The organism is Streptomyces sp. NPDC042259, assembly GCF_055582085.1.
The window spans coordinates 144,162-166,379 of sequence record NZ_JBVJDW010000007.1 but is presented as its reverse complement, the minus strand read 5'-3'; the positions used below and the strand labels follow the sequence as shown (position 1 = coordinate 166,379).

20 protein-coding genes are annotated in these 22,218 nt (G+C 71.0%); 8 read left to right on the top strand and 12 right to left on the bottom strand.

Translation table 11 applies throughout. The features are described from left to right. Position 1: 1 nt before the first annotated feature. Both ACZ6MA_RS20525 and ACZ6MA_RS20520 read left to right on the top strand, forming a co-directional pair. Positions 2-661 carry a GntR family transcriptional regulator gene (locus ACZ6MA_RS20525; RefSeq protein WP_469435325.1) on the top strand — a complete coding sequence of 220 codons (660 nt, stop codon included), beginning with the start codon at positions 2-4 and terminating at the stop codon, positions 659-661. A 14-nt stretch (positions 662-675) separates the two neighbouring features. After that, entirely contained in the window at positions 676-1,977 is a 1,302-nt protein-coding gene (locus ACZ6MA_RS20520; protein ID WP_469435324.1) for an MFS transporter, read from the top strand. Between the two features lie 80 nt (positions 1,978-2,057). Here ACZ6MA_RS20520 and ACZ6MA_RS20515 read toward each other — a convergent pair whose 3' ends face one another. Beyond that, on the bottom strand, positions 2,058-2,888 hold the full coding sequence (locus tag ACZ6MA_RS20515; protein WP_469435323.1) for a maleylpyruvate isomerase family mycothiol-dependent enzyme: 831 nt from the start codon (positions 2,886-2,888) through the stop codon (positions 2,058-2,060). A gap of 203 nt (positions 2,889-3,091) precedes the next feature. Here ACZ6MA_RS20515 and ACZ6MA_RS20510 point away from each other — a divergent pair, with 203 nt between their 5' ends. Further along, positions 3,092-3,898, top strand: a complete 807-nt coding sequence (locus tag ACZ6MA_RS20510) for a carbon-nitrogen family hydrolase (protein ID WP_469435322.1) — start codon at positions 3,092-3,094, stop codon at positions 3,896-3,898. 53 nt (positions 3,899-3,951) lie between these two features. After that, the gene (locus ACZ6MA_RS20505) at positions 3,952-5,751 is read left to right on the top strand and encodes an NHL domain-containing thioredoxin family protein (protein ID WP_469435321.1); all 1,800 of its coding nucleotides are present in this window, start codon (positions 3,952-3,954) and stop codon (positions 5,749-5,751) included. 18 nt (positions 5,752-5,769) lie between these two features. Here ACZ6MA_RS20505 and ACZ6MA_RS20500 read toward each other — a convergent pair whose 3' ends face one another. The 4 genes from ACZ6MA_RS20500 to ACZ6MA_RS20485 form a co-directional block, all read right to left on the bottom strand. Beyond that, entirely contained in the window at positions 5,770-5,994 is a 225-nt protein-coding gene (locus ACZ6MA_RS20500) for a DUF6458 family protein (protein ID WP_469435320.1), read from the bottom strand. Between the two features lie 86 nt (positions 5,995-6,080). After that, positions 6,081-6,722 carry a DUF4232 domain-containing protein gene (locus ACZ6MA_RS20495; protein ID WP_469435319.1) on the bottom strand — a complete coding sequence of 214 codons (642 nt, stop codon included), beginning with the start codon at positions 6,720-6,722 and terminating at the stop codon, positions 6,081-6,083. A gap of 211 nt (positions 6,723-6,933) precedes the next feature. After that, the gene (locus ACZ6MA_RS20490; RefSeq protein WP_469435318.1) at positions 6,934-8,226 is read right to left on the bottom strand and encodes a M18 family aminopeptidase; all 1,293 of its coding nucleotides are present in this window, start codon (positions 8,224-8,226) and stop codon (positions 6,934-6,936) included. Positions 8,227-8,355: 129 nt separating this feature from the next. Continuing rightward, a complete protein-coding gene (locus ACZ6MA_RS20485) occupies positions 8,356-10,197 on the bottom strand; it encodes an acyl-CoA dehydrogenase (RefSeq protein ID WP_469435317.1) in 1,842 nt (613 codons plus the stop codon). Positions 10,198-10,326: 129 nt separating this feature from the next. On the opposite strand from ACZ6MA_RS20485, the gene ACZ6MA_RS20480 reads away from it, so the two are divergent. Beyond that, positions 10,327-10,779, top strand: a complete 453-nt coding sequence (locus tag ACZ6MA_RS20480; RefSeq protein WP_469435316.1) for an SseB family protein — start codon at positions 10,327-10,329, stop codon at positions 10,777-10,779. 66 nt (positions 10,780-10,845) lie between these two features. Here ACZ6MA_RS20480 and ACZ6MA_RS20475 read toward each other — a convergent pair whose 3' ends face one another. After that, positions 10,846-11,790, bottom strand: a complete 945-nt coding sequence (locus tag ACZ6MA_RS20475) for a trypsin-like serine peptidase (RefSeq protein WP_469435315.1) — start codon at positions 11,788-11,790, stop codon at positions 10,846-10,848. Positions 11,791-11,945: 155 nt separating this feature from the next. Between ACZ6MA_RS20475 and ACZ6MA_RS20470 the strand changes: the two genes are divergently transcribed. Together ACZ6MA_RS20470 and ACZ6MA_RS20465 are read left to right on the top strand one after the other, a co-directional pair. After that, positions 11,946-12,896 (top strand): pirin family protein, encoded by a 951-nt coding sequence (locus tag ACZ6MA_RS20470; protein WP_469435314.1) that lies wholly within the window; start codon positions 11,946-11,948, stop codon positions 12,894-12,896. Between the two features lie 161 nt (positions 12,897-13,057). After that, entirely contained in the window at positions 13,058-14,125 is a 1,068-nt protein-coding gene (locus tag ACZ6MA_RS20465) for an AI-2E family transporter (RefSeq protein WP_469435313.1), read from the top strand. A 130-nt stretch (positions 14,126-14,255) separates the two neighbouring features. Here ACZ6MA_RS20465 and ACZ6MA_RS20460 read toward each other — a convergent pair whose 3' ends face one another. Then, entirely contained in the window at positions 14,256-16,421 is a 2,166-nt protein-coding gene (locus ACZ6MA_RS20460) for an ATP-binding SpoIIE family protein phosphatase (protein ID WP_469435312.1), read from the bottom strand. A 159-nt stretch (positions 16,422-16,580) separates the two neighbouring features. Here ACZ6MA_RS20460 and aspS point away from each other — a divergent pair, with 159 nt between their 5' ends. Beyond that, positions 16,581-18,362: an aspartate--tRNA ligase gene (gene aspS, locus ACZ6MA_RS20455; RefSeq protein ID WP_469435311.1), complete on the top strand. Its 1,782-nt coding sequence runs from the start codon at positions 16,581-16,583 to the stop codon at positions 18,360-18,362. 176 nt (positions 18,363-18,538) lie between these two features. On the opposite strand, the gene ACZ6MA_RS20450 is transcribed toward aspS, so the two are convergent. The 5 genes from ACZ6MA_RS20450 to ACZ6MA_RS20430 all read right to left on the bottom strand — a co-directional run bounded on the left by ACZ6MA_RS20450 (position 18,539) and on the right by ACZ6MA_RS20430 (position 22,012). Continuing rightward, on the bottom strand, positions 18,539-19,096 hold the full coding sequence (locus ACZ6MA_RS20450; protein WP_469435310.1) for a DinB family protein: 558 nt from the start codon (positions 19,094-19,096) through the stop codon (positions 18,539-18,541). Between the two features lie 11 nt (positions 19,097-19,107). Continuing rightward, positions 19,108-19,455 carry a DNA-binding response regulator gene (locus tag ACZ6MA_RS20445; RefSeq protein ID WP_469435309.1) on the bottom strand — a complete coding sequence of 116 codons (348 nt, stop codon included), beginning with the start codon at positions 19,453-19,455 and terminating at the stop codon, positions 19,108-19,110. 200 nt (positions 19,456-19,655) lie between these two features. Further along, positions 19,656-21,380, bottom strand: coding sequence for a methionine--tRNA ligase (gene metG / locus ACZ6MA_RS20440; protein ID WP_469435308.1), 1,725 nt, complete (start codon positions 21,378-21,380; stop codon positions 19,656-19,658). Positions 21,381-21,503: 123 nt separating this feature from the next. Further along, positions 21,504-21,761, bottom strand: coding sequence for a DUF7848 domain-containing protein (locus tag ACZ6MA_RS20435; RefSeq protein ID WP_469435307.1), 258 nt, complete (start codon positions 21,759-21,761; stop codon positions 21,504-21,506). Next, positions 21,749-22,012 (bottom strand): hypothetical protein, encoded by a 264-nt coding sequence (locus tag ACZ6MA_RS20430; RefSeq protein ID WP_469435306.1) that lies wholly within the window; start codon positions 22,010-22,012, stop codon positions 21,749-21,751. Before ACZ6MA_RS20430 ends, ACZ6MA_RS20435 begins: the two co-directional genes overlap by 13 nt. Positions 22,013-22,218 lie beyond the last annotated feature (206 nt).

The following is a 22,218-nucleotide window of genomic DNA, read 5'->3' as shown; positions in this document are numbered from 1 at the left end:
CATGTCAGCCACGGTCACCGCCACCGCCAAGCGTCCCGCCGCCGATCGGGTGTACGCGCATGTGAAGGACGCCGTGCTGCAGCGGCGCTACGCGGGCGGCACGTTGCTGACCGAGGGCGACCTGGCCGGTGAGGTGGGGGTCTCGCGGACTCCGGTGCGGGAGGCGTTGCTCAGACTCGAGGCCGAGGGGCTGCTCAAGCTGTACCCCAAGAAGGGGGCGCTGGTGCTGGCCGTGTCCGCGCAGGAGATCGCGGACGTGGTCGAGACCCGGCTGCTGGTGGAGAAGCACGCGGCCGGCAAGGCCGTGCCCGCCGCGCCCGGGCTGCTCGCCCGGCTGGAGGAACTCGTCGAGGACATGCGGCGGCAGGCCGCGGCCGGGGACCTCGCCGCGGTGTCGGTCAGTGACCGGGCCTTCCACGCCGAGATCGTGCGCAGCGCGGGCAATCAGATCCTCTCGCGGCTGTACGACCAGCTCCGCGACCGGCAGTTGCGCATGGGCGTCGCGGTCATGCACGCCCACCCCGACCGGATCGCGAAGAACATCGCCGAGCACACCGAGATCCTCGAAGCGCTGCGCGCCGGGGACGCGGAGGCGGCCATCGGCATCGTCGACCAGCACGTCAGCTGGGTGCGGAACCTGGCACAGGGCCACGAACGATGACAGGGGGAGAGGCGATGAGCGGGGGATCCACCGGGCTGCCCGGCGACCCACCCGGCGGGCGGCGGGCGTTGGCCGTCTGGGGGCTGGGCGTCGGGGTGTACTTCGTCGCGATCGTCTTCCGCACCAGCCTCGGTGTGGCCGGCATCGACGCCGCGGAGCGCTTCCACATCAACGCGTCCGCCCTGTCGACGTTCTCCATCCTCCAGTTACTCGTCTACGCCGGCATGCAGATACCCGTCGGCCTGATGGTCGACCGGCTCGGCACGAAGAAGGTGCTGGCGCTCGGCGTCGTGCTGTTCACCGCCGGGCAGTTCGCGTTCGCCTTCTCCCACACGTACGGCATGGCCCTGGCCAGCCGCGGGCTGCTCGGGTGCGGTGACGCGATGACGTTCATCAGCGTGCTGCGGCTCGGCGCGCGGTGGCTCCCGGCCCGGCACGGGCCGATGATCGCGCAGGTCGCGGCGCTGTTCGGGATGGCGGGCAATCTGATCTCGACGCTGCTGCTCGCCCGGCTGCTGCACAGCGCCGGCTGGACGACGACGTTCGCGGGCAGCGCGACGGCGGGCGTCGTCGTCCTCGTCCTGCTGCTGCTCTTCCTCAAGGACCACCCCGAAGGGTACGCACCGGTGCCCGCCTCTCCTCCGGCCGGAGGCTTCGTGCGGCAGCAGATCGTCCGCGCCTGGCGGGAGCCGGGGACGCGGCTGGGGATGTGGGTGCACTTCACCACCGGCTTCCCGGCGATGGTCTTCCTGCTGCTGTGGGGCATGCCCTACCTGGTCGAGGCACAGGGACTGTCCCGGGGGACCGCGGGCGGCCTGCTCACCCTCGTCGTGCTGTCGAACATGACCATCGGCCTCGTCTACGGCCAGGTCATCGGTCGGCACCGGGCCGCCCGGCTGCCGCTCGCCCTCGGCACCGTCGCCGCGACCGCGTTGCTGTGGGCCTCGACCCTCCTGTGGCCCGGTCCGCACGCCCCCATGTGGCTGCTGATCGCGGAATGCGTGGTCCTCGGTGCGTGCGGACCGGCCTCGATGATCGGGTTCGACTTCGCCCGCCCGGCCAACCCGCCCGAGCGCCAGGGCACCGCCTCGGGCATCGTCAACATGGGCGGGTTCGTCGCCTGTATGACCACCCTGCTGGCCGTGGGCCTGCTGCTGGACGCCACCGGCGACGACTACCGCGCCGCGTTCGCCTCGGTGTTCGTGCTGGAGGCGCTCGGCCTGTCCCAGATCCTGCGACTGCGCACGAAGGCGCAACGGCGGGAGCGGGAGCGGGTGGTGGCGTCCCGGGTGGAGTCGGTGCACGTGCCGGTCTGACGGCCGCCGGACGGCGGTGAAACCGGCGTGCCCCTCAGGGCGTGCCGCCGCTCGGGGCCGTGACCCTCACGGCGCGATGCTCACGGCGTGATGGCGAATTCGCGGAGGATCGCCCGCGCCAGCCGCGATTCGCCCTCGATCTTCACCCGGTCCGCCACCGCCTCCGGGCGGACCCGCCCGCAGGCGAGGCGGGCGTACGTCTCCCAGTCCAGGGAGAGCGTCGCCGTCGGCCCCAGCGACACACTGCTGTCGATCGCCCCCCGGCCCTGTGCGTCGATCCGCACGGTCCGCAGGAACTCCAGCGGACCGTGCACGTCGAATACGACCGCCGACCCCGCCGGGGCGCCCGCGTCCATCGCGACGACCTTGGGCAGGGCCAGCAGCAGGAAGTCACGGGTGAGGGCCGCGCCGGGGGAGTCGAGGTTGCCGGGCCTGCCCAGGGCGCGGCGCAGGTCCTGCTCGTGGGTCCAGACGTCGAAGGCCCTTATGGTGAGCGCCCGTTCGAGCGTCTGCTCGTTGCCGCTGCCCAGCGGCCAGCGCACCGGCGCCTGCGGGGACCGCGTCTCGTTGCGCAGTTGCCGCGAGCGCCGGATGATCGTGTACTCCAGCTCGGACGTCATCTCCAGGGCCGTGTGACAGCGGCGCACGTCGACCTGCACCTCGATGTACCGCGAGAACTCGTCGGTCACGTGGTAGAGATCGCGCGGCAGCGTGTGCATCGGCCGTGGCTCGCCCAGCATTTCGCACTCGACGCCGATGACGTGCGAGACCACGTCGCGCACGGACCAGCCGGGGCACTCGGTGGCCCGGTTCCATTCGTTCTCCGCGAGCGGTCTCACCAACTCGTTGATGGCCTCGATGGAATGGGTCCAGGCATCGATGGCGGGCTGCAGGCTTGGGTGGACGGTCACGGGACCCCTCGGGCGGTGCGGTACGTACGCGGACTGACTGCTCGGATGGGCTGCGCTGTTACTGCTGTGCTGCTACTGGAGTTCGGTTAAGTGCTGTATGGGTTCTACGCAGTTAAGTTACGCTGCGCACGGGCGCCCCGGCAGGCCTTTCGACGACGAACGCGTGCCGCGCCGACGGTTCGAACGCTGAGAGTGGTGGTACTGTGCGCGCCTCTTTGATCCAGATCGGTGTGGACCCGGCCGAGCCGGTCGCCGAGCGCCGGACGCGGGTGGCTTCCCTCGTACGGGAGCAGCGGGGCAGCGACCTCGTGGTACTGCCCGAGCTGTGGACGGTGGGCGCCTTCGCGTACGAGTCCTTCGCCACGGAGGCCGAGCCGCTGGACGGCCCCACGGCCGAGGCGATGGCGGCCGCCGCCTGGGACACCGGCGTCTGGCTGCACGCGGGCTCGATCGTGGAACGCGCGACCTCCGACAGCGGCTCCGCCGCGGAGGACGGCCCGCTGTACAACACCTCGCTGGTCTTCTCGCCCAACGGCGACCTCGTCCGCACGTACCGCAAGATCCACCGTTTCGGCTTCGACAAGGGCGAGGCCGTCCTGATGGCCGCCGGCTCCGAGGTCGTCACCGTGCCGCTGCCGCAGACCACGCTGGGCCTCGCGACCTGCTACGACCTGCGCTTCCCCGAACTGTTCCGCGCGCTCGTCGACGCGGGCGCGCAGACGCTCGTCGTCCCCGCGGGCTGGCCGGCGCGGCGCCGCGAGCACTGGACGCTGCTGGCGAAGGCACGGGCCGTGGAGAACCAGTCGTACGTCCTCGCCTGCGACACCGCGGGCACCCACGCGGGCGTCGAGCAGGCCGGACACAGCATCGTGGTCGACCCCTGGGGCGAGGTCCTGGCCGAGGCGGGCACCGGCGAGGAGGTCCTGACCGTGGACCTGGACATCGCCCGCGTCGCGAAGACCCGCGAGGACTTCCCCGCCCTGAAGGACCGGGTCCTGGGCGGGCGGTAGGCCCTGTGGCCCGCCAGGAATAGCCGCGACGACCGGTGATGTTGGATAGGGGCATGGCCCCACACGCACGCGTCCGCGCCCCCGAACTGACCGGAAAGGGCGGCTGGCTGAACACCGGCGGCACCGCCCTCACCCTGGCTGACCTGCGAGGACGCATTGTCATCCTCGATTTCTGGACGTTTTGCTGTGTGAACTGTCTGCACGTCCTCGACGAGCTGCGCGAGCTGGAGGAGAAGCACCGCGACACCGTCGTGATCATCGGGGTGCACTCGCCGAAGTTCGTCCACGAGGCCGAGCACCAGGCGGTCGTCGACGCCGTCGAGCGGTACGAGGTGCACCACCCCGTCCTCGACGACCCGGAACTCGCCACCTGGAAGCAGTACGCCGTGCGGGCCTGGCCCACGCTCGTCGTCATCGACCCCGAGGGGTACGTCGTCGCCCAGCACGCGGGCGAGGGCCATGCCCACGCCCTGGAGCGGCTGGTCGGCGAGCTGGAGGCCGCCCACGAGGCCAAGGGCACGCTGCGGCGCGGCGACGGCCCGTATGTGGCCCCCGAGCCGGTCGCCACCGATCTGCGCTTCCCGGGCAAGGCCGTGCCGCTGCCCGGCGGCACCTTCCTCGTCTCGGACTCCACCCGGCACCAGCTCGTCGAGCTGGCCGCCGACGGTGAGAGCGTCCTGCGGCGCGTCGGCTCCGGCGAGCGCGGCTTCGGCCCCGACGGTTTCAGCGAGCCGCAGGGCCTGGCGCTGCTTCCCGACGGCACGGTCGCCGTGGCCGACACGGTCAACCACGCCCTGCGCGCGTACGACCCCGCGACCGGCGCCGTCACCACCCTCGCGGGGACCGGACGGCAGTGGATGCAGGGCCGCCCCACCGCGGGCCCCGGCCCGGAGGTGGATCTGTCCTCGCCCTGGGGCGTGGCCTGGTTCGCGGACCGGCTGTGGATCGCCATGGCGGGGGTGCACCAGCTGTGGACGTACGACCCGGCGACCGGCACCGTCGGGGTCGCGGCCGGTACGACGAACGAGGGGCTGGTCGACGGTCCGGCGCGGGAGGCGTGGTTCGCGCAGCCGTCCGGGCTGGCCGCGACGGACGACCGGCTGTGGGTCGCCGACTCCGAGACCAGCGCCCTGCGGTACGTCGAGCGGGACGGCGAGGGCTTCGTGGTCCGCACGGCCGTCGGCACCGGCCTCTTCGACTTCGGGCACCGCGACGGCCCGGCCGGCCAGGCCCTCTTCCAGCACCCGCTGGGGGTGACCGCCCTGCCCGACGGCTCGGTGGCCGTCTGCGACACCTACAACCACGCCCTGCGCCGCTACGACCCGGCGACCGACGAGGTCAGCACGCTCGCGACGGACCTGCGGGAGCCGTCGGACGCGGTGCTCGCCGGTGACGACATCGTGGTCGTGGAGTCGGCCCGGCACCGGCTGACGCGGCTGCGGCTGCCGGAGGAAGCCGTACGGGTGGAGTCCGTGGCGCACCGCACGCAGCGGGCGGCGACCGATGTCTCCCCCGGGCGGCTGCGGCTGGACGTCGTCTTCCAGGCCCCGGCGGGGCAGAAGCTCGACACCCGCTACGGCCCCTCCACCCGGCTGCTCGTCAGCTCGACCCCGCCGGAGCTGCTGGCTGAGGGTTCGGGCACGGGTACGGACCTCGGCCGCGACCTGGTGTGGGCGGACGGGGTGACCGAGGGCGTCCTGCACGTCTCCGCGATGGCCGCGTCCTGTGACGACGACCCGGAGAACGAGTACCCGGCCTGCCATATGCACCAGCAGGACTGGGGAGTGCCGGTGCGCGTCGTGCCCGGCGGCGCCGACCGGCTGCCGCTGGTGCTGGCGGGCCTGGACGCGTGAGCGCGAGCCGAGGGGGGCTCAGCGCGTGTAGCGGTGTTCCTCCTCGACGACGGGCGCGGCCGGGGGCGGCGGCTGCGTCCTGCGGCGCTGGAAGATGCTGACGTAGGCGCAGACGCCGATGATGCCGACGGCCATGAGGATCAGGCCGAGCAGTGTGACGTTCACGCCGTCCATATGCCAGTCCACGGCGAAGGTGAGGATGGCCCCCACCGCGATCAGACCGATGCAGCCGCCCATACCCATGGCAAACGCCTCCGATGTCGATTGGCCGTTCCGGTTCGCTGGAGTGCGGGTACCCCCAACCGGAGCGGCCAATCAGCGTCGTGTCGTCACCACTTGAGCGCGTCGGCCTGGCTGCTCTGCCAGTACGTCCCCTGGGCCTGGTCGTCGACGTGCACGGAACCGCCGGGCAGGGGGGCGTCCACCTTGTCGCCGACGCTGCTGCCGTCGCCGGGGCCCTGGAAGGAGACGGCGAGCTTCTTGGCCGTGCGGCCGGTGCCGCCCGAGCCGTCGGCGGCGGAGGTGACGATGCCCGCGTAGGCGGACTTGCCGGGGGCGAGGGTGACGGGAGCCTGCGGGCGGCTCTTGTCGATGACGGGGGTCGTGGCCTGGTCCTGGTCGAAGCGCAGGAACGGGTAACCGTGCGCGGTGCAGGCCGCCTTGGAGGTGTTGGTGGCCACCACCAGGAGGTGGTTGACGGGCCTGCTGACGGCCTTGACCTCGACCTTCACGCTGCCGGAGGCGCAGACGCCGGGGGCGGCGCTCTTGCCCTTGTCGCTGCTGCCGGCCGCGGAGCCGCCCTTGGCGTCCGCCGCTTCCTCGTCCTTGGCGGGCGACGCGGTGCCGGCCGGGCCGGTCTTGTCCGGCGTGGAGTCCGCGTCGTCTCCGCCGCCGCCACCGCCGCAGGCGGTGAGGGCGAGGGTGGCGGCGGCGGTGAGCGCGGCGGCGGCTATACGCGTACGCGTGGACATGGTGGTTTCCCCCGGTGGGACGGTTGACGGGTCGGTACGGGCAGATCTTCCCACCTGTGTGTATGAACCACCGCTGCGCGGTGGTGTCCTCAATCACCGGACAGACGTAAACCGAGCCTGTCCGGCGATTGAGGACGCGCCCGCAGGGCGCTCGCCGCCGCAGGCGGCAAAACCGGCCGGCAGTCGAAGAACCGCCGACCAGGCGAAGGGTTCAGCCCTCCAGGAACGCCGTCAGCGCGCTAGCCAACAGGTGGGGGTCGTCCGCGCCGCACAGCTCGCGCGCCGAGTGCATGGACAGGATCGCGACGCCGATGTCGACCGTGGTGATGCCGTGCCGCGCGGCCGTGATGGGGCCGATCGTGGTCCCGCACGGCATGGCGTTGTTGGAGACGAAGTGCTGCCAGGGCACGCCCGCCCGCTCGGCCGCGGCGGCGAAGACGGCCCGGCCGCTGCCGTCGGTCGCGTACCGCTGGTTGACGTTGACCTTCAGGATCGGGCCGCCGTTGGGCATCGGGTGGTGGCCCGGGTCGTGCCGCTCGGAGTAATTGGGGTGCACGGCATGGCCGGTGTCGGAGGACAGGCAGACCGTGCCGGCGAAGGCACGCGACTTGTCCTCGAACGAACCGCCGCGGGCGAAGACGGACCGCTCCAGGACATTGCCGAGCAGGGGCCCTTCGGCCCCGGTGTCGGACTGGCTGCCGTTCTCCTCGTGGTCGAACGCGGCGAGCACGGGGATGTACGGCAGGCTCGCGGAGGCGCACGCCGCGGTGAGCGCGGCGATGCCGGCGTGCACGGACAGCAGGTTGTCCATGCGGGGGCCGGCGAGCAGCTCCTGGTCGCGCCCGAGGTAGGCGGGGGCCTCGACGCTGTGGACCATCAGGTCCCAGCCGGTCACGTCCCCGGCCGCGACGCCCGCCTCGTCGGCGACGAAACGGATGAGGTCGCCCTCGTCCGGGTCGCCCAGGCCCCAGATCGGGGTCATGTGGCGCTGCTTGTCGAGCTTGAGGCCGTCGGAGTTCACCGACCGGTCGAGGTGCACGGCGAGCTGCGGCACGCGCAGCAGCGGCCGGTCGACGTTGACGAGACGGTGGCTGCCGTCCCGCAGCGTGATCCGGCCGGACAGGCCCAGATCGCGGTCGAGCCAGGTGTTGAGCAGCGTCCCGCCGTACAGCTCCACGGCGATCTGCCGCCAGCCGTGCGAACCGGTGTCCGGCAGCGGCTTGACGCGCAGGTTCGGCGAGTCGGTGTGCGCGCCGATGATCCTGAACGGGGTGGCCGTGGTCGCCCCCTCCGGCACGTACCAGGCGATGATCGCCCCGCCGCGCGTCACGTACTTGCCGCCTGTCGACGCGTCCCACGCGTCGGTCTCCGCGACCTGACGGAAGCCCGCCTTCTCCAGCCGCTCGGCGGTGTTGGTCACCGCGTGGTACGGCGAGGGGCTCGCCGCGAGGAAGGTCATCAGGTCGTCGGTGTGGCCGCGGTCGAAGCGGTGCGCAGAGCTCATGGCCTCAGGATAAGGATCAGGGCAAGTGATCGGGGGGTCTTGGGCGGTTGCCGCAGGACGACGCGAAAGGCCCGCCTCCCGGAAGGGCGGCGGGCCTTTCGCATGCTGGGGTCGGTCCCCGGAACGGGCTTAGAACGCGGCCTCGTCCAGCTCCATCAGGGAGTTGTCGACGGACTCGGCGAGCGAGCGCTCGACGGAGACGCCGGGCAGGATGTTGTGGGCGAAGAACTTCGCCGCCGCGATCTTGCCCTCGTAGAAGGCCTTGTCCTTCGAGGAGGCGGAGCCGAGCTTCTCGGCGGCCACCGCCGCGCCCTTGAGCAGCAGGTAGCCGATGACGACGTCACCGGAGGCCATCAGCAGGCGGGTGGAGTTGAGGCCGACCTTGTAGATGGACTTGACGTCCTTCTCGGTCGCGGCGAGGTCGGTCAGCATCGCGCCGACGATCCCCTCCAGGTCGACCGCGGCCTTGGCGAGCTGCTCGCGGGCGACGGCCAGGTCCTCGCCGCCGGCGGCCTCGGCGAGGAACTTCTTGATCTCCTCGGAGAGGGTGGTCAGCGCCTGGCCCTGGTCGCGGACGATCTTCCGGAAGAAGAAGTCCTGGCCCTGGATGGCCGTGGTGCCCTCGTACAGCGTGTCGATCTTGGCGTCACGGATGTACTGCTCGATCGGGTACTCCTGGAGGTACCCGGAGCCGCCGAACGTCTGGAGCGACTGCGCGAGCTGCTCGTAGGACTTCTCCGAGCCGTAGCCCTTGACGATGGGCAGCAGCAGGTCGTTGAGACCGTGCAGCGCCTTGGCCTCCTTCAGGGAGGCCTCGTCGCCCGCGTGCTCCTTGACGAGGATCTCGTCCTGGACGGCCGCGGTGTAGAGGACGAGGGCGCGCATGCCCTCGACGTACGCCTTCTGCGTCATCAGCGAGCGGCGGACGTCGGGGTGGTGCGTGATGGTGACCTTGGGGGCCGTCTTGTCCATGAAGTTGGCCAGGTCCGGGCCCTGCACGCGCTCCTTGGCGTACTCCAGCGCGTTGAGGTAGCCGGTGGAGAGGGTGGCGATGGCCTTCGTGCCGACCATCATCCGGGCGAACTCGATGATCATGAACATCTGGCGGATGCCGTCGTGCTTCTCGCCGACGAGCCAGCCCTTGGCGGGGTGCTTGTCGCCGAAGGTCATCTCGCAGGTGTTGGACGCCTTGAGGCCCATCTTGTGCTCGACGTTGGTGGCGTAGACGCCGTTGCGCGCGCCCAGCTCGCCGGTCTCGAAGTCGAACTCGAACTTCGGCACGAGGAAGAGCGACAGACCCTTGGTGCCCGGGCCGTGGCCCTCGGGGCGGGCCAGCACGTAGTGGAAGATGTTCTCCGCCATGTCGTGCTCACCGGAGGTGATGAAGCGCTTCACACCCTCGATGTGCCAGGAGCCGTCCTCCTGCTTGACGGCCTTGGTGCGGCCGGCGCCGACGTCCGAACCGGCGTCCGGCTCGGTCAGCACCATGGTGGAGCCCCAGCCCTTGTCCACCGCGAGCTTGGCGATGCGCTTCTGCTCGTCGGTGCCCTCCTCGTAGAGCACGCCCGCGAACGCGGGGCCGGAGGAGTACATCCAGATCGCCGGGTTGGCGCCCAGGATGGTCTCGGCGAAGCCCCAGAGCAGGGAGCGCGGCGCGGTGGTGCCGCCGATGCCCTCCGGGATGCCCAGACGCCACCACTCGGCGTCCATGTACGCCTGGTAGCTCTTCTTGAAGCTGGCCGGTACCGGAGCGGTGTTGGTCTCCGGGTCGAAGACCGGCGGGTTGCGGTCGGCGTCCACGAAGGAGTCGGCCAGCTCGTTCTCCGAGAGGCGCGCGATCTCCGACAGGACGCTCTTGGCGGTCTCGACGTCCATCTCCGCGAACGGGCCGGTGCCGTACAGCTTGTCGCGGCCGAGAACCTCGAAGAGGTTGAACTCGATGTCGCGGAGATTCGACTTGTAGTGGCCCATGACAACGGCTCCGTAAGGCTGGGAGGTAGATCCTCAAGTACGTACCGGGCAGTAATTTCCATGATGCTACCGGTCGGTAATAAGAAGCAAGCCCTGATCGTCCAACTGTGACTGAGTAGGCTTTGGCCCATGTACGGCTACGACCAGAACGTGGGAACACAGGGCTACGCCCCGCCGCAGCAGGCCGGCGGCTACGGCGAGCAGCCGCTTTACCCCGAGCCGTCCCCGCCGTCGCTGGCCGACGCGGTCCGGGCCTTCACCACGGGCTCGATGTCCGCCGAGGACTTCCAGATCATCTTCTCCACCTCGAAGGTCTACTGCCCGCGCGGTGACACGCCGGGTTTCCTCGCCCTGCACAACACCCAGCAACCGGTCATCCCGATGTTCACCTCGCTCAAGGAGCTGCGGCGGTACGCGGGCAAGGAGTCCAAGTACTTCGTGATCACGGGTGCCGAGGTCATCGATCTGCTGCCCACCGGCTACGGCTTCGTGCTCGACATGGAGGGCGACCACCGGATGGTCTTCGACGCGAAGGCCGTCGAGCAGATGGTCGACTTCGCAATGCGCCGCATGTACGGGTGACCTGCCGGCCGTGGCGTGTGCACCTCCGCTGCGCGGCGGTGTCCTCAATCGCCGGACGGGCTGAAATCAGCCCGTCGCCCGACGGTAGAGCTTCTCGATGTCGTCACCGAAGTACGAGCTGTACGACGTCTCGTCGTCGCCGCCCCCCTGGTAGCCGCCCAGGACGCCGTTGAGGGTGCCCAGGCCCGTGGCCGGGTCGACGTCGGTGAGGACGGGGCCGCCGCTGGTGCCGTTGGGCAGACCGTGGCACTCGAAGCGCAGCTGGGTGGGGCCTCGGGTGCCGGTGGTGTTCTGGCAGCTCAGCGGGTGTTCCTCGCCGATGGGGTAGCCGATCACCCGGGCCGGGCGGTTCGGCTCGGGGCGGAAGCGGATGCGCTCGGCGCCCGTGACCCGCTCGATGGGGGTGTCGTCCCCCACCCGGCGCACCCGCAGGAACGCCACGTCGTGGTCCTGGTCGCCGCCGTCCGCCCACTCGGGGGCGATGTCGACGGAGACGGGCACCCAGACGCCGTACGGCGCCCGGCCGTCGTGGTAGCCGGGGACGAAGGCGATGTCGGTGCGGAACTCGCGCTGGTACACGCAGTGGGCGGCCGTGACGATCAGATCGCCCCGCCGGCTGTGCACGACGCTCGCGCTGCAACTGTGGTCCGGTTCGCCCTCGCCCGTGTAGAACAGCGGGCCCACGGCCGGCGAGGGGTCGGCCTCGCGGGCCTCCAGCGGCTCGGAGGCGGGCAGCGGGTCGCTGACCGAGCCGAGGGCCGCCGGGGCGGGCGCGGGGGGCTTCGCCGGGGTGCGGACCACCGACCGCATCGCCTCGGCGCTCTTGTCGCCCAGCGCCTCGGGCTCCTCGTAGTGACCGTCGGCGTCACCGGCCGCGAGAGGCGCGTCCGAGGCCTGGCCACGGCCCGCCACCAGCAGGCCGATCACGATCAGGGCCAGGACGGCGGCGATCAGGGCGGCTATCTGAGCGGGCCCGGAGGCGTAGCCGCGGTCGGTGGCTTTCAGGCGCATTCACCCAGTGTCCACGTTCGAATCATGTTCGCGCGGGAGGCGCGCGCCCGGCGTGTGGCCGGGAACGGGCCGTCGGGAGGCGCGGGAATGGGTGCGCCCTTGCAGGTTGTTCATCCTTCAACTAACTTGAACGTATCGCGACCGAGGAGGCCGTCATGCCCGCAGTAACCGTTGAGAACCCGCTGACCCTGCCCCGCGTGGCCGCCCCGGCCGACGGCCGGCAGCGGCCGGTGCTGCACGTCGCGACCGCGCCGGGCGGTCTCGAGGGCGAGGGCTTCCCCGTCCGCAGGGCCTTCGCGGGGATCGACTACACGTACCTCGACCCGTTCATCATGATGGACCAGATGGGCGAGGTGGACTACGCGCCGGGCGAGCCGAAGGGCACCCCCTGGCACCCCCACCGCGGGTTCGAGACGGTCACCTATCTGATCGACGGCACCTTCGTGCACCAGGACTCGCACGGCGGCGGCGGCACGATCAACGACGGTGACACCCAGTGGATGACCGCCGGGTCCGGGCTGCTGCACATCGAGGCCCCGCCGGAGTCCCTCGTCGTCAGCGGTGGGCTCTTCCACGGCCTCCAGCTGTGGGTGAACCTGCCCCGCGCCGACAAGATGATGGCCCCCCGCTACCAGGACATCGGCAGCGGCAAGGTCAAGCTGCTCACCTCGGCCGACGGCGGCGCGCTGGTGCGGCTGATCGCGGGCGTCATCGACGGCCACGAGGGCCCGGGCATCACCCACACGCCGATCACGATGACGCACATCTCGCTCAACCCGGGCGCGGAACTCACCCTGCCCTGGCGGCCGGAGTTCAACGCCCTCGCCTATGCGCTCTCCGGCAGCGGCACGGCGGGCGCCGAGCGGCGGCCGTTCCGCATGGGGCAGTCGGTGGTCTTCGGCAACGGCGACTCGATCACGGTCCGGGCGGACGCCAAGCAGGACAGCCGCGGCCCGAACTTCGAGTTCGTCCTGCTCGGCGGGCAGCCGATCCGGGAGCCGATGATGCACTACGGCCCGTTCGTCATGAACACCCACGCGGAGCTGGCGCAGGCCTTCGAGGACTACCAGGCGGGTCGTCTCGGCACGGTTCCGGCTGACGCCTAGGGTCTGTCCGGGTCTCCGGCCGAGGGCCCGTCGTGCCGCCTGCGGCGGCGGGCGCCCTGCGGGCGCGTCCTCAATCGCCGGACGGGCTTACTGTGCTGCCCCCTCACCCACCCGGCCCCGACCACCGGGCTCTCAGCGCATCCCCGTGATGCGCTGAGCCCGTGCCGACCGAATCGGAGCTGAAGCCGCTGCTGCCCCGTGCCGTGCGCAAGGGCGCGGCCTGGTGTCTGGTCCTGCTGCTGGCCGCCGGGGTCGCCGCGGTCGGGGTGTGGCTGTGCGTGCAGCTGAAGGCGGCGGTCACGCCCGTACTGCTCGCGCTGCTCGGCACGGCCCTGCTCGGGCCCGTGCACCGGCGGCTGCTCGCGACGGGCGTGCGGCGCTCGCTCTCGGCGGCGCTGACCTGTCTGCTGCTGCTCGCCGTCGTCGGCGGCACCGGCTATGTCGTGGCCAGTGCGCTGATCGACACCGGGGACCAGATCATCGCCTCGGTCAAGGAAGCCGCCCGTCAGCTCTCGGACCACTTCGGCGTCGCCGGGACCTCGCTCGACGACCTGGCGTCCAACGGCAGGGAACTGCTGGGCAAGTTCGGCGGCACCGCCGCCTCCGGCCTGCTGTCCGGGATCAGCGTCGTCGGGGAGATGATGGCCCTCTCCGTGCTGGCCCTCTTCCTGACCTTCTTCTTCCTGCGCGACTCCCACAAGGCCGCGGCCACCGTGCACGCCCTCGCCCCGGGCGGCCTCGGCCCCCGCCTGGAGGCGATGGGGCGCCGCGGGTACCGGGCCGTCGAGGGGTTCATGCGGGGCACGACCCTCATCGCGCTGATCGACGCGGTGTGCATCACGGCCGGGCTGCTGATCCTGCGGGTGCCGGGCGCGGCGGGCCTGGGGGCGCTGGTCTTCGTCACCGCGTACATCCCCTACCTCGGCGCGTTCCTGTCCGGCGCGGTCGCGGTCCTGGTGGCCCTGGCCGACCGGGGGCCGGGCACGGCCGTGTGGGTCCTGGGAGTGGTGCTGGCCGTACAGGTGCTGGAGGGCCATGTGCTCCAGCCGATGATCCAGAGCCGGACGGTGCAGATGCATCCGGCGACGGTCATGCTGACCATCACGGCGGGCGCGAGCGTCGCGGGAATCCTCGGCATGCTCCTCGCCGTCCCGCTGACGACGGCGGCCTTCGGGGTCGTCTCTGAGCTGCGCGCGCATTATGCTGCGCGGCCCCCGGTGGGCGGGTAGGCGCTCCCCCCAGGGGGCTGGTTGTGGCTGAGGCCGGCCACATCAAGCCCGTCCGGCGATTGAGGACAGAGCACAGCAGCCCGTCCGGCGATTGAGGACGCGCCCGCAGGGCGCCCGCCGCCGCAGGCGGCTATGTCACCTCCGCGAGCCCCTCCGGGGTCAGCAGCGTGCCGTGCGTCCCGGAGGCCCCGGCCCCCTCGTACAGCTCGAACCAGATGTTCTTGCCCTCGCCCCGGGGGTCGACGCCCCACGACGTGGCGAGCAGTTCCATCAGCACCAGGCCGCGCCCTGAGGACGCCATTTCGCCCGGGTGCCGGCGGTGCGGCAGCTCGTCGCTGCCGTCCTCGACCTCGACGCGCAGGCAGCGCTCGCCCCGCTCGCCCGTTATCCCGGCCACCAGCAGCGCGTCCCCGTCCGTGTGGACGAGGACGTTGGTGACCATCTCGGAGACCATCAGCACCGCCGAGTCGATCTGGTCCGTGTCGCACCAGTCGTGCATGAACGCGCCGAGCTGGTGCCGGCACTCCGCGATGCGCTCCGGTTCGGCCTGGGCGATGGTCAGGACCATGCGGCGGGCCGGGTGGGGGAGCGTGGCGAGGCCGGTCCCGGTGACGGGGGCAGGGGCCTCCCGGGACAGCAGCAGCACGGCGATGTCGTCCTCGCGCCGGTCGACCAGGGGGCCGGTGGTGTAGTGGGAGGGCGGCCCGTGGACGGCCTGGACGAGGGCGTCGGCGAGCTGTTCCAGATCGCCCCCGCCCTCGCGGCCGTCCAGCGGGAAGCCCTCGATGACCTCGCGCAGCCTGCTCCAGCCGGTCTCCAGGTCGTGGCCGCCGGTCTCGATGAGCCCGTCGGTGCAGACCATCATCGTCTCGCCGGGTTCGAGCACGAGCCGGGTGGTGGGGTAGTCCGTGTCGGGGACGATGCCCAGCGGCAGGCCGCCCGCCGTGGGCCGGACGAGGACCGTGCCGTCGCTGAGGCGTATCGCGGGCTCGGGGTGCCCGGCGCGGGCGATGTCGAGGAGCCCGGTGGCCGGGTCGACCTCGATGTAGAGGCAGGTGGCGAAGCGCGGGTCGGTGTCCTCGGACTCGGTGTCGTTGACGCCCGAGAGGAACCGCGAGGCCCGGGAGAGGACCGCGTCCGGATGGTGGCCCTCGGAGGCGTAGGCGCGCAGCGCGATCCGCAGCTGGCCCATCAGCCCCGCGGCCCGGACGTCGTGTCCCTGGACGTCCCCGATGACCAGGGCGATCCGCCCCGAGGGCAGCGGGATCATGTCGTACCAGTCGCCGCCGACCTCCAGCCCGCCACCGGTGGGGACGTACCGGGCGGCGACCGTCATCCCGGGGATGTCCGGCTGGAGGGTCGGCATCATCGAGCGCTGGAGGCCGACGGTCAGCTCGCGTTCCGTCTCGTGGAGGCTGGCCCGGCTGAGGGCCTGGGCGAGCATCCGGGCGACGGTGGTCAGCACGGACCGCTCGTCGGGGGTGAAGCTGACGGGGATGGAGAACCCGGCCATCCACGCGCCGATCGAGTGACCCGCGTTGATCAGCGGCAGGAACGCCCAGGACTGGCGGCCGAAGTGCGCGACGTCCCGCCACGCCTCGGGGAAACGGCGTCGGTAGTCGTCGGGGCTGGGCAGATAGATCGCGCGGCCGGTGCGGATGACCTCGGCGGCCGGATAGGCCGCGTCCATCGGCAGGTCCAGGAAGGGCTCCGCCTCACCCGGCCCGTAGCCCTGGTGGCCGATGACCTTCACCCGGTTGCCCTCGGCGCTGAACACCGCGAGCCCCGACGGTACGAAGCCGGGCATCGACAGCCCCGCCGCGACCCGCAGCACCTCGGCCGTCGAGCGGGCCTCGGCCAGCGCCCGGCCCGCGTCCAGCAGGAACGCCTCGCGGTTGCGCCGCCAGTCGCCCGTCACCTGGGCCCGCACGGCGGACGTGCCCGGCTGTGCCTCGGGGACCTCCTGGACCGTGCCGACCAGCAGGTAGTCCTTCTCGCCGGCCACCGGCCGGGAGCGGCTGCGCACCGTCCGCAGCACCCGCCCCGCGTCGTCGACCACTCGCAGCCGGGCCTCGGCGAGGGTGCCCTCGGCCACGGCCAGATTGATGATGCCCATGATCTCGACCCAGTCCACGGCGTGGAACCGGGCACGGGCGGCGGACTCGGTCAGCTCCACGCGCTCCGCCGGCAGCCCCAGAAGACGGGCGGCCTCGGCGTCGAAGGTGGCGATGCGCGAGGCGTTGTCCCAGTGCCACAGGCCGGTCGCCACGGCCGCCAGTACGTCCTCGGTGCGCATTGCCCCACTTTAAGCGGGTCTGCGGTCTTTATGCAGGTCTGAGAATGGACGACGACCGAGGGCAGGTGGGGCAGTACCCTTGCACACGTGCTGTGTGCACGCTAACCCAGTGCAACGCCAGCTTCGATCAACCCCCTCGACCAACGACTTGGATGAACGATGCATCGGTACCGGTCCCACACCTGCGGCGAGCTCCGTGCGGCTGACGTCGACACCGACGTGCGACTGAGCGGCTGGCTGCACAATCGGCGCGACCTGGGCGGCATCCTCTTCATCGATCTGCGCGACCACCACGGTCTGGTGCAGCTCGTCGCCCGTCCGGGCACGGCGGCGAACGAGGCCCTGAGCCACCTCACCAAGGAGACCGTCGTCCGCATCGACGGCAAGGTCGTCGGCCGGGGCGCGGACAACGTCAACCCCGAGCTGCCCACCGGCGAGATCGAGGTCGAGGTCGGCGCGGTCGAGGTGCTCGGCACCGCCGAGCCGCTGCCCTTCACCATCAACACCGACGACGGTGTGAACGAGGAGCGGCGCCTGGAGTACCGCTTCCTCGACCTCCGCCGCGAGCGCATGCACCGCAACATCATGCTGCGCTCCGCCGTCATCGCCTCGATGCGCCGGAAGATGACCGCCCTCGGCTTCAACGAGATGGCGACCCCGATCCTGTCCGCCACCTCCCCCGAGGGCGCGCGCGACTTCCTGGTCCCCTCCCGTCTGCACGCCGGCAAGTTCTACGCCCTGCCGCAGGCCCCCCAGCAGTTCAAGCAGCTGCTGATGATCGCGGGCTTCGACCGCTACTTCCAGATCGCGCCCTGCTTCCGTGACGAGGACGCCCGCGCGGACCGCTCGCCCGGCGAGTTCTACCAGCTCGACGTCGAGATGTCCTTCGTCGAGCAGGAGGACGTCTTCCAGGTCATCGAGAAGGTCATGACCGACCTCTTCGAGGAGTTCGGCAACGGCCGCCACGTCACCTCGCCCTTCCCGCGGATCCCGTTCCGCGAGGCGATGCTGAAGTACGGCTCCGACAAGCCGGACCTGCGCGCCAAGCTGGAGCTGGTCGACGTCTCCGGCATCTTCGCCGAGAGCGGCTTCAAGGCCTTCGCCGGCAAGCACGTCCGCGCGCTGGCCGTGCCGGACACCGCGGGCCAGTCCCGCAAGTTCTTCGACGGCCTCGGCGAGTACGCCGTCGAGCAGGGCGCCAAGGGCCTGGCCTGGGTCCGCGTCGGTGAGGAGGACGGGCAGCCGACGCTCTCCGGCCCGATCGCCAAGTTCCTCACCGAGGACGACACCAAGGCCCTCACCGAGGCCCTGGGGCTGGCCCCCGGCCACGCCGTCTTCTTCGGCGCGGGCGAGTTCGACGAGGTCTCCAAGATCATGGGCGCGGTCCGCGTCGAGGCCGCCAAGCGCGCCGGCCACTTCGAGGAGAACGTCTTCCGGTTCTGCTGGATCGTCGACTTCCCGATGTTCGAGAAGAACGAGGACACCGGCGCGATCGAGTTCTCGCACAACCCCTTCTCCATGCCGCAGGGCGGCCTGGAGGCGCTGAACACGATGGACCCGCTGGACATCCTGGCCTGGCAGTACGACATCGTCTGCAACGGCACCGAGCTGTCCTCCGGCGCCATCCGCAACCACGAGCCCGAGGTCATGTACAAGGCCTTCGAGATCGCCGGTTACTCGAACGAGGACGTCGAGCGCGAGTTCGGCGGCATGCTGCGCGCGTTCAAGTTCGGCGCCCCGCCGCACGGCGGCATCGCCCCGGGCGTCGACCGCATCGTGATGCTGCTGGCCGACGAGCCGAACATCCGCGAGACCATCGCCTTCCCGCTCAACGGCAACGCCCAGGACCTGCTCATGGGCGCTCCGAGCGAGGTGGACGAGTCCCGGCTGCGGGAGCTGCACCTCTCGCTGCGCAAGCCGCAGGTGAAGGACGCGAAGTAGGAGTGAGCGCCGGGCCCGGGTGAACCCCGGGCACGCACACACGAGGGGCCCGGAACCGCCGATGTGGTTCCGGGCCCCTCGTGTGTGCCCGGAGGGCCGGGTGGAGGCCGGTCCTCCGGACGCTCTCAGTGTTTACCAGGGATCGCCAGCGATTTTTTCTCGCCTTACCGGGGGATTTACCACCCGGTAGCCCCGTCCACGCGTTCGCGCAGCAGATCGGCGTGCCCGTTGTGGCGCGCGTACTCCTCGATCATGTGCACGAAGATCCAGCGCAGCGACACCGGGGCGCCGGTTTCGCTGCCGGGGAAGTCGAAGGGGAACGTGCCGGTGGCATCCAGGGAGAGCGGCGCGCAGATCGCTCTGGCCCGCTCGATCTCGGCCTGCCAGTCGGCGAGCGCTCCCGCGAGGGTGGCTTCTCCGTCGACCGTGAATCCGACGTCACGTCCGTCGGTGAGGTCCAGGGGGCCCAGGGGGGTGTCGTCGGCGCCGTAGACCGTCGCCACCCGCTCCCCGGTGAGTATGCGGCGGAACCACGTCCGCTCCACCTCGGCCATGTGCTGGACGAGGCCGGTCAGGGTCAGCGCGGAGGGCGGGGCCGAGGTCTCGCGGGCCTGCTCGTCGGAGAGCCCGGCGCACTTGTGGGCGAGCGTCGCCCGGTGGAAGTCGAGCCAACTCTCCAGCGTGGTGCGTTCGTCGGCGTTCAGCGGCGGAAGGGGCCTCGGTGAGATCGACATGCCGACCAGACTCACACAAGGGCGGTGAGCACCGGCAGCGGTGGGCAGCATCCTGCCGCGTTGTGCACCGCGCGCGAGAGCCGCCCCGCCGTCAGCCGCTCCCCCCACAGCACGGCCGTCACCCCGTACTCCGCGATCGCCATCAGCTCCGCCTCGCCCGGATCCTCGGCGATGACCACGAGCGGGGCCCGCCCGTCCCGGGTCAGCCGGCGCAGCTCGTCCGCCGCCCGCTGGTCGTTCCGGCTCAGGAACAGGACGTCGACGGCGCCGCCCTCGCGGACCACCTCGACCCCGGGCAGCGGCCGCAGCCGCCGGGCGGTGCGGGCCCGGGTCACTTCGTCGCCGGCATGGACACTCACCGTGATGCGTTTCCCGTACGACACTGCGCTTCCTCGTCTCCTCCGCGAATCCGACTCCCCCAGCTTCCCGGGGCGCGCTGAACGAACGATTGCCGATCGATCAACGGCGCCCCGCCGGTACGGGCGGCCGGGTACGGCGAAGGGCCCGGAACCGTGTCGGACACGGTCCCGGGCCCTCGTGGCGCCACGGCGGGCGGCGGCTACGCGGCGTCCCCGCCGAAGCGCTCGCGGTAGGACTCCAGGTCCTCTTCCGTGATCTTCGCGAACAGCACCGGCGGCACGGTGAACGGCGTACCCGCCGGCACGAACGACAAGGACGCGGCCTCGTCGCGCGAGACCCACGTCGCACGCGGACCGGACGCGGTGCCGGCCGGTGCGAACGCGCCCCGCATGGCGGCGGCCGAGGCCGGGATGAACGGCTCGGAGACGATCGAGTACAGGTGGATCAGGTTCATCGCCGTGCGCAGCGTCAGCGCGGCGGCGTCCGGGTCGGTCTTGATCTCCAGCCAGGGGGCCTTGGTCTCCAGGTAGGAGTTGCCCGCGCTCCACAGGGCACGCAGTGCCTGCGCGGCCTTGCGGAACTGGAGCGCCTCCATCTGCGCCTCGTACTCCGCCAGCAGCCCGGCGATCTGCCCACCCAGCTCGGCCTCGGCCGCACCCGCCTCGTTGCCCGCCGGCACCTCGTCACCGAAGCGCTTGCGGGAGAAGGACAGGACGCGGTTGACGAAGTTGCCGAGGGTGTCGGCGAGGTCCTTGTTCACCGACGCGGAGAACAGCTCCCAGGTGAAGGACGTGTCGTCCGACTCGGGGGCGTTCGCCATGAGGAAGTAACGCCAGTAGTCGGCGGGCAGGATCTCCAGCGCCGCGTCCGTGAAGATGCCGCGCTTCTGCGAGGTGGAGAACTTGCCGCCGTAGTAGTTGAGCCAGTTGAAGGCCTTGACGTAGTCGACCTTCTTCCACGGCTCGCGGGTGCCGAGCTGGGTGGCCGGGAACATCACCGTGTGGAACGGGACGTTGTCCTTGGCCATGAACTCCGTGTAGGCGACGTCGTCGGCCTCGTACCACCACGACTTCCAGTCGCGGTTCTCCGGGTCCTGGCCGGCCCACTCCTTCGTCGCCCCGATGTACTCGATGGGAGCGTCGAACCAGACGTAGAAGACCTTGCCCTCGGCCGCCAGCTCCGGCCAGGTGTCGGCCGGGACCGGCACGCCCCAGTCCAGGTCACGCGTGATCGCCCGGTCGTTGAGGCCCTCGGTCAGCCACTTGCGGGCGATGGACGAGGCCAGCACGGGCCAGTCCTTGCCCTGCTCGTCGATCCACGCCTCGACCTCGCCGGCCAGCTTCGACTGGAGGAGGAAGAGGTGCTTGGTCTCCCGCACCTCCAGGTCACCGCTGCCGCTGATCGCCGACCGCGCGTCGATCAGATCGGTCGGGTCCAGCACCCGGGTGCAGTTCTCGCACTGGTCGCCGCGCGCCTTGTCGTAACCGCAGTGCGGGCACGTACCGACGATGTAGCGGTCCGGCAGGAAACGGTCGTCGGCGATCGAGAACACCTGGCGGATCGCCCGCTCCTCGATGAACCCGTTCGCCTGGAGACGGCGCGCGAAATGCTGCGTGATCTCGATGTTCTCCGGCGAGGAACTCCGGCCGAAGTAATCGAAGTCGAGACCGAAACCGTCGTAGATCGCCTTCTGCGCGTCGTGCTGCGCGGCGCAGAAATCGGCGACCGGCAGCCCGGCCTCCTTGGCGGCCAGCTCGGCGGGGGTGCCGTGCTCGTCGGTGGCACAGATGTAGAGGGTCTCGCGGCCCGTCTGGCGGAGGTACCTGGCGTACACGTCAGCCGGGAGCATGGACCCCACCATGTTGCCCAGGTGCTTGATCCCGTTGATATACGGAAGGGCGCTGGTGATGAGGTGTCGAGCCATTGCCGGCTGCTCCCTGGTCGATGCGGCTGATGCTGTTTTTACGGGCACCTTTAGCGTATCCGAGTGCCAGGGGGCAGCCGCGCGGCAATTATGTCGGCCCTGTGTCGGGAGCGGCGGGCCTGCTCAGGCCCCGGAGGGCCGCGACATCCAGGCCCGCCAGGGCCTGACGATCATCTCCCGGTAGGTGTGGTGCGAGGGGTTCCGTCCCGCGTGCCTAAACGTCCACCCCTGCGCCTGGCCGACGTCCTCCCCGGGTTCCGAGCTCTCCTCGCACACCGCGCACTGCATGGCGTAGGTGACCGGCTCGGCGTCCGGCTCCAGGTCCGGCTGCAGGACCCAGTCCCCGAACGCGAAGACGCCGCGTGTGCTCAAAGCCCCCACCTGCTTTCCGTCTTGCCCTTGGTCGGGCCGTCCGTCCCACCGCCCGCGCCGCGGGCCCGCAACAGCTCCGCCTCGGTGGCGGGCCGGGTCGCTTCGGGCGGGCAGTCCCACTCGAGCCCGCCTTGGGGAGGGCGTAGCTGTAGGTGCCCGGCGTGCCGGTCCATGACTTGACCGAGACGGTCGGTACGGGTGTCCACGACGTAGACGACGGGGGAGGGAGCGGTGCCGGGCGGGGGGTTCTCATTGCTCACGCCCTTATAGATGCCCACTGAGCCGCTGTCTGATCAGTGACGGGGTGAGTGCGGAGTGTGATGTACGGATCCGGGGGTGACGGTGGATCGCCGCGAGGGTGAGCCCCGGGCGACGCAACGTCCAGCCGCACGGTTCCGGGCGCTGTGCGGGCCGATTCCGCACTTCTCGGGCTGACGGGCGATCGGCACGGCGCAGGCCGCCCTCA

What these genes read in the sequence shown, in the direction of transcription:
- ACZ6MA_RS20525 (WP_469435325.1), top strand. Translation starts at nt 2, where the DNA reads ATGTCAGCCACGGTCACCGCCACCGCCAAGCGTCCCGCCGCCGATCGG.
- ACZ6MA_RS20520 (WP_469435324.1), top strand. Translation starts at nt 676, where the DNA reads ATGAGCGGGGGATCCACCGGGCTGCCCGGCGACCCACCCGGCGGGCGG.
- ACZ6MA_RS20505 (WP_469435321.1), top strand. Translation starts at nt 3,952, where the DNA reads ATGGCCCCACACGCACGCGTCCGCGCCCCCGAACTGACCGGAAAGGGC.
- ACZ6MA_RS20500 (WP_469435320.1), bottom strand. Translation starts at nt 5,994, where the DNA reads ATGGGTATGGGCGGCTGCATCGGTCTGATCGCGGTGGGGGCCATCCTC.
- ACZ6MA_RS20495 (WP_469435319.1), bottom strand. Translation starts at nt 6,722, where the DNA reads ATGTCCACGCGTACGCGTATAGCCGCCGCCGCGCTCACCGCCGCCGCC.
- ACZ6MA_RS20490 (WP_469435318.1), bottom strand. Translation starts at nt 8,226, where the DNA reads ATGAGCTCTGCGCACCGCTTCGACCGCGGCCACACCGACGACCTGATG.
- ACZ6MA_RS20485 (WP_469435317.1), bottom strand. Translation starts at nt 10,197, where the DNA reads ATGGGCCACTACAAGTCGAATCTCCGCGACATCGAGTTCAACCTCTTC.
- ACZ6MA_RS20480 (WP_469435316.1), top strand. Translation starts at nt 10,327, where the DNA reads ATGTACGGCTACGACCAGAACGTGGGAACACAGGGCTACGCCCCGCCG.
- ACZ6MA_RS20475 (WP_469435315.1), bottom strand. Translation starts at nt 11,790, where the DNA reads ATGCGCCTGAAAGCCACCGACCGCGGCTACGCCTCCGGGCCCGCTCAG.
- ACZ6MA_RS20470 (WP_469435314.1), top strand. Translation starts at nt 11,946, where the DNA reads ATGCCCGCAGTAACCGTTGAGAACCCGCTGACCCTGCCCCGCGTGGCC.
- ACZ6MA_RS20460 (WP_469435312.1), bottom strand. Translation starts at nt 16,421, where the DNA reads ATGCGCACCGAGGACGTACTGGCGGCCGTGGCGACCGGCCTGTGGCAC.
- aspS (WP_469435311.1), top strand. Translation starts at nt 16,581, where the DNA reads ATGCATCGGTACCGGTCCCACACCTGCGGCGAGCTCCGTGCGGCTGAC.
- ACZ6MA_RS20450 (WP_469435310.1), bottom strand. Translation starts at nt 19,096, where the DNA reads ATGTCGATCTCACCGAGGCCCCTTCCGCCGCTGAACGCCGACGAACGC.
- metG (WP_469435308.1), bottom strand. Translation starts at nt 21,380, where the DNA reads ATGGCTCGACACCTCATCACCAGCGCCCTTCCGTATATCAACGGGATC.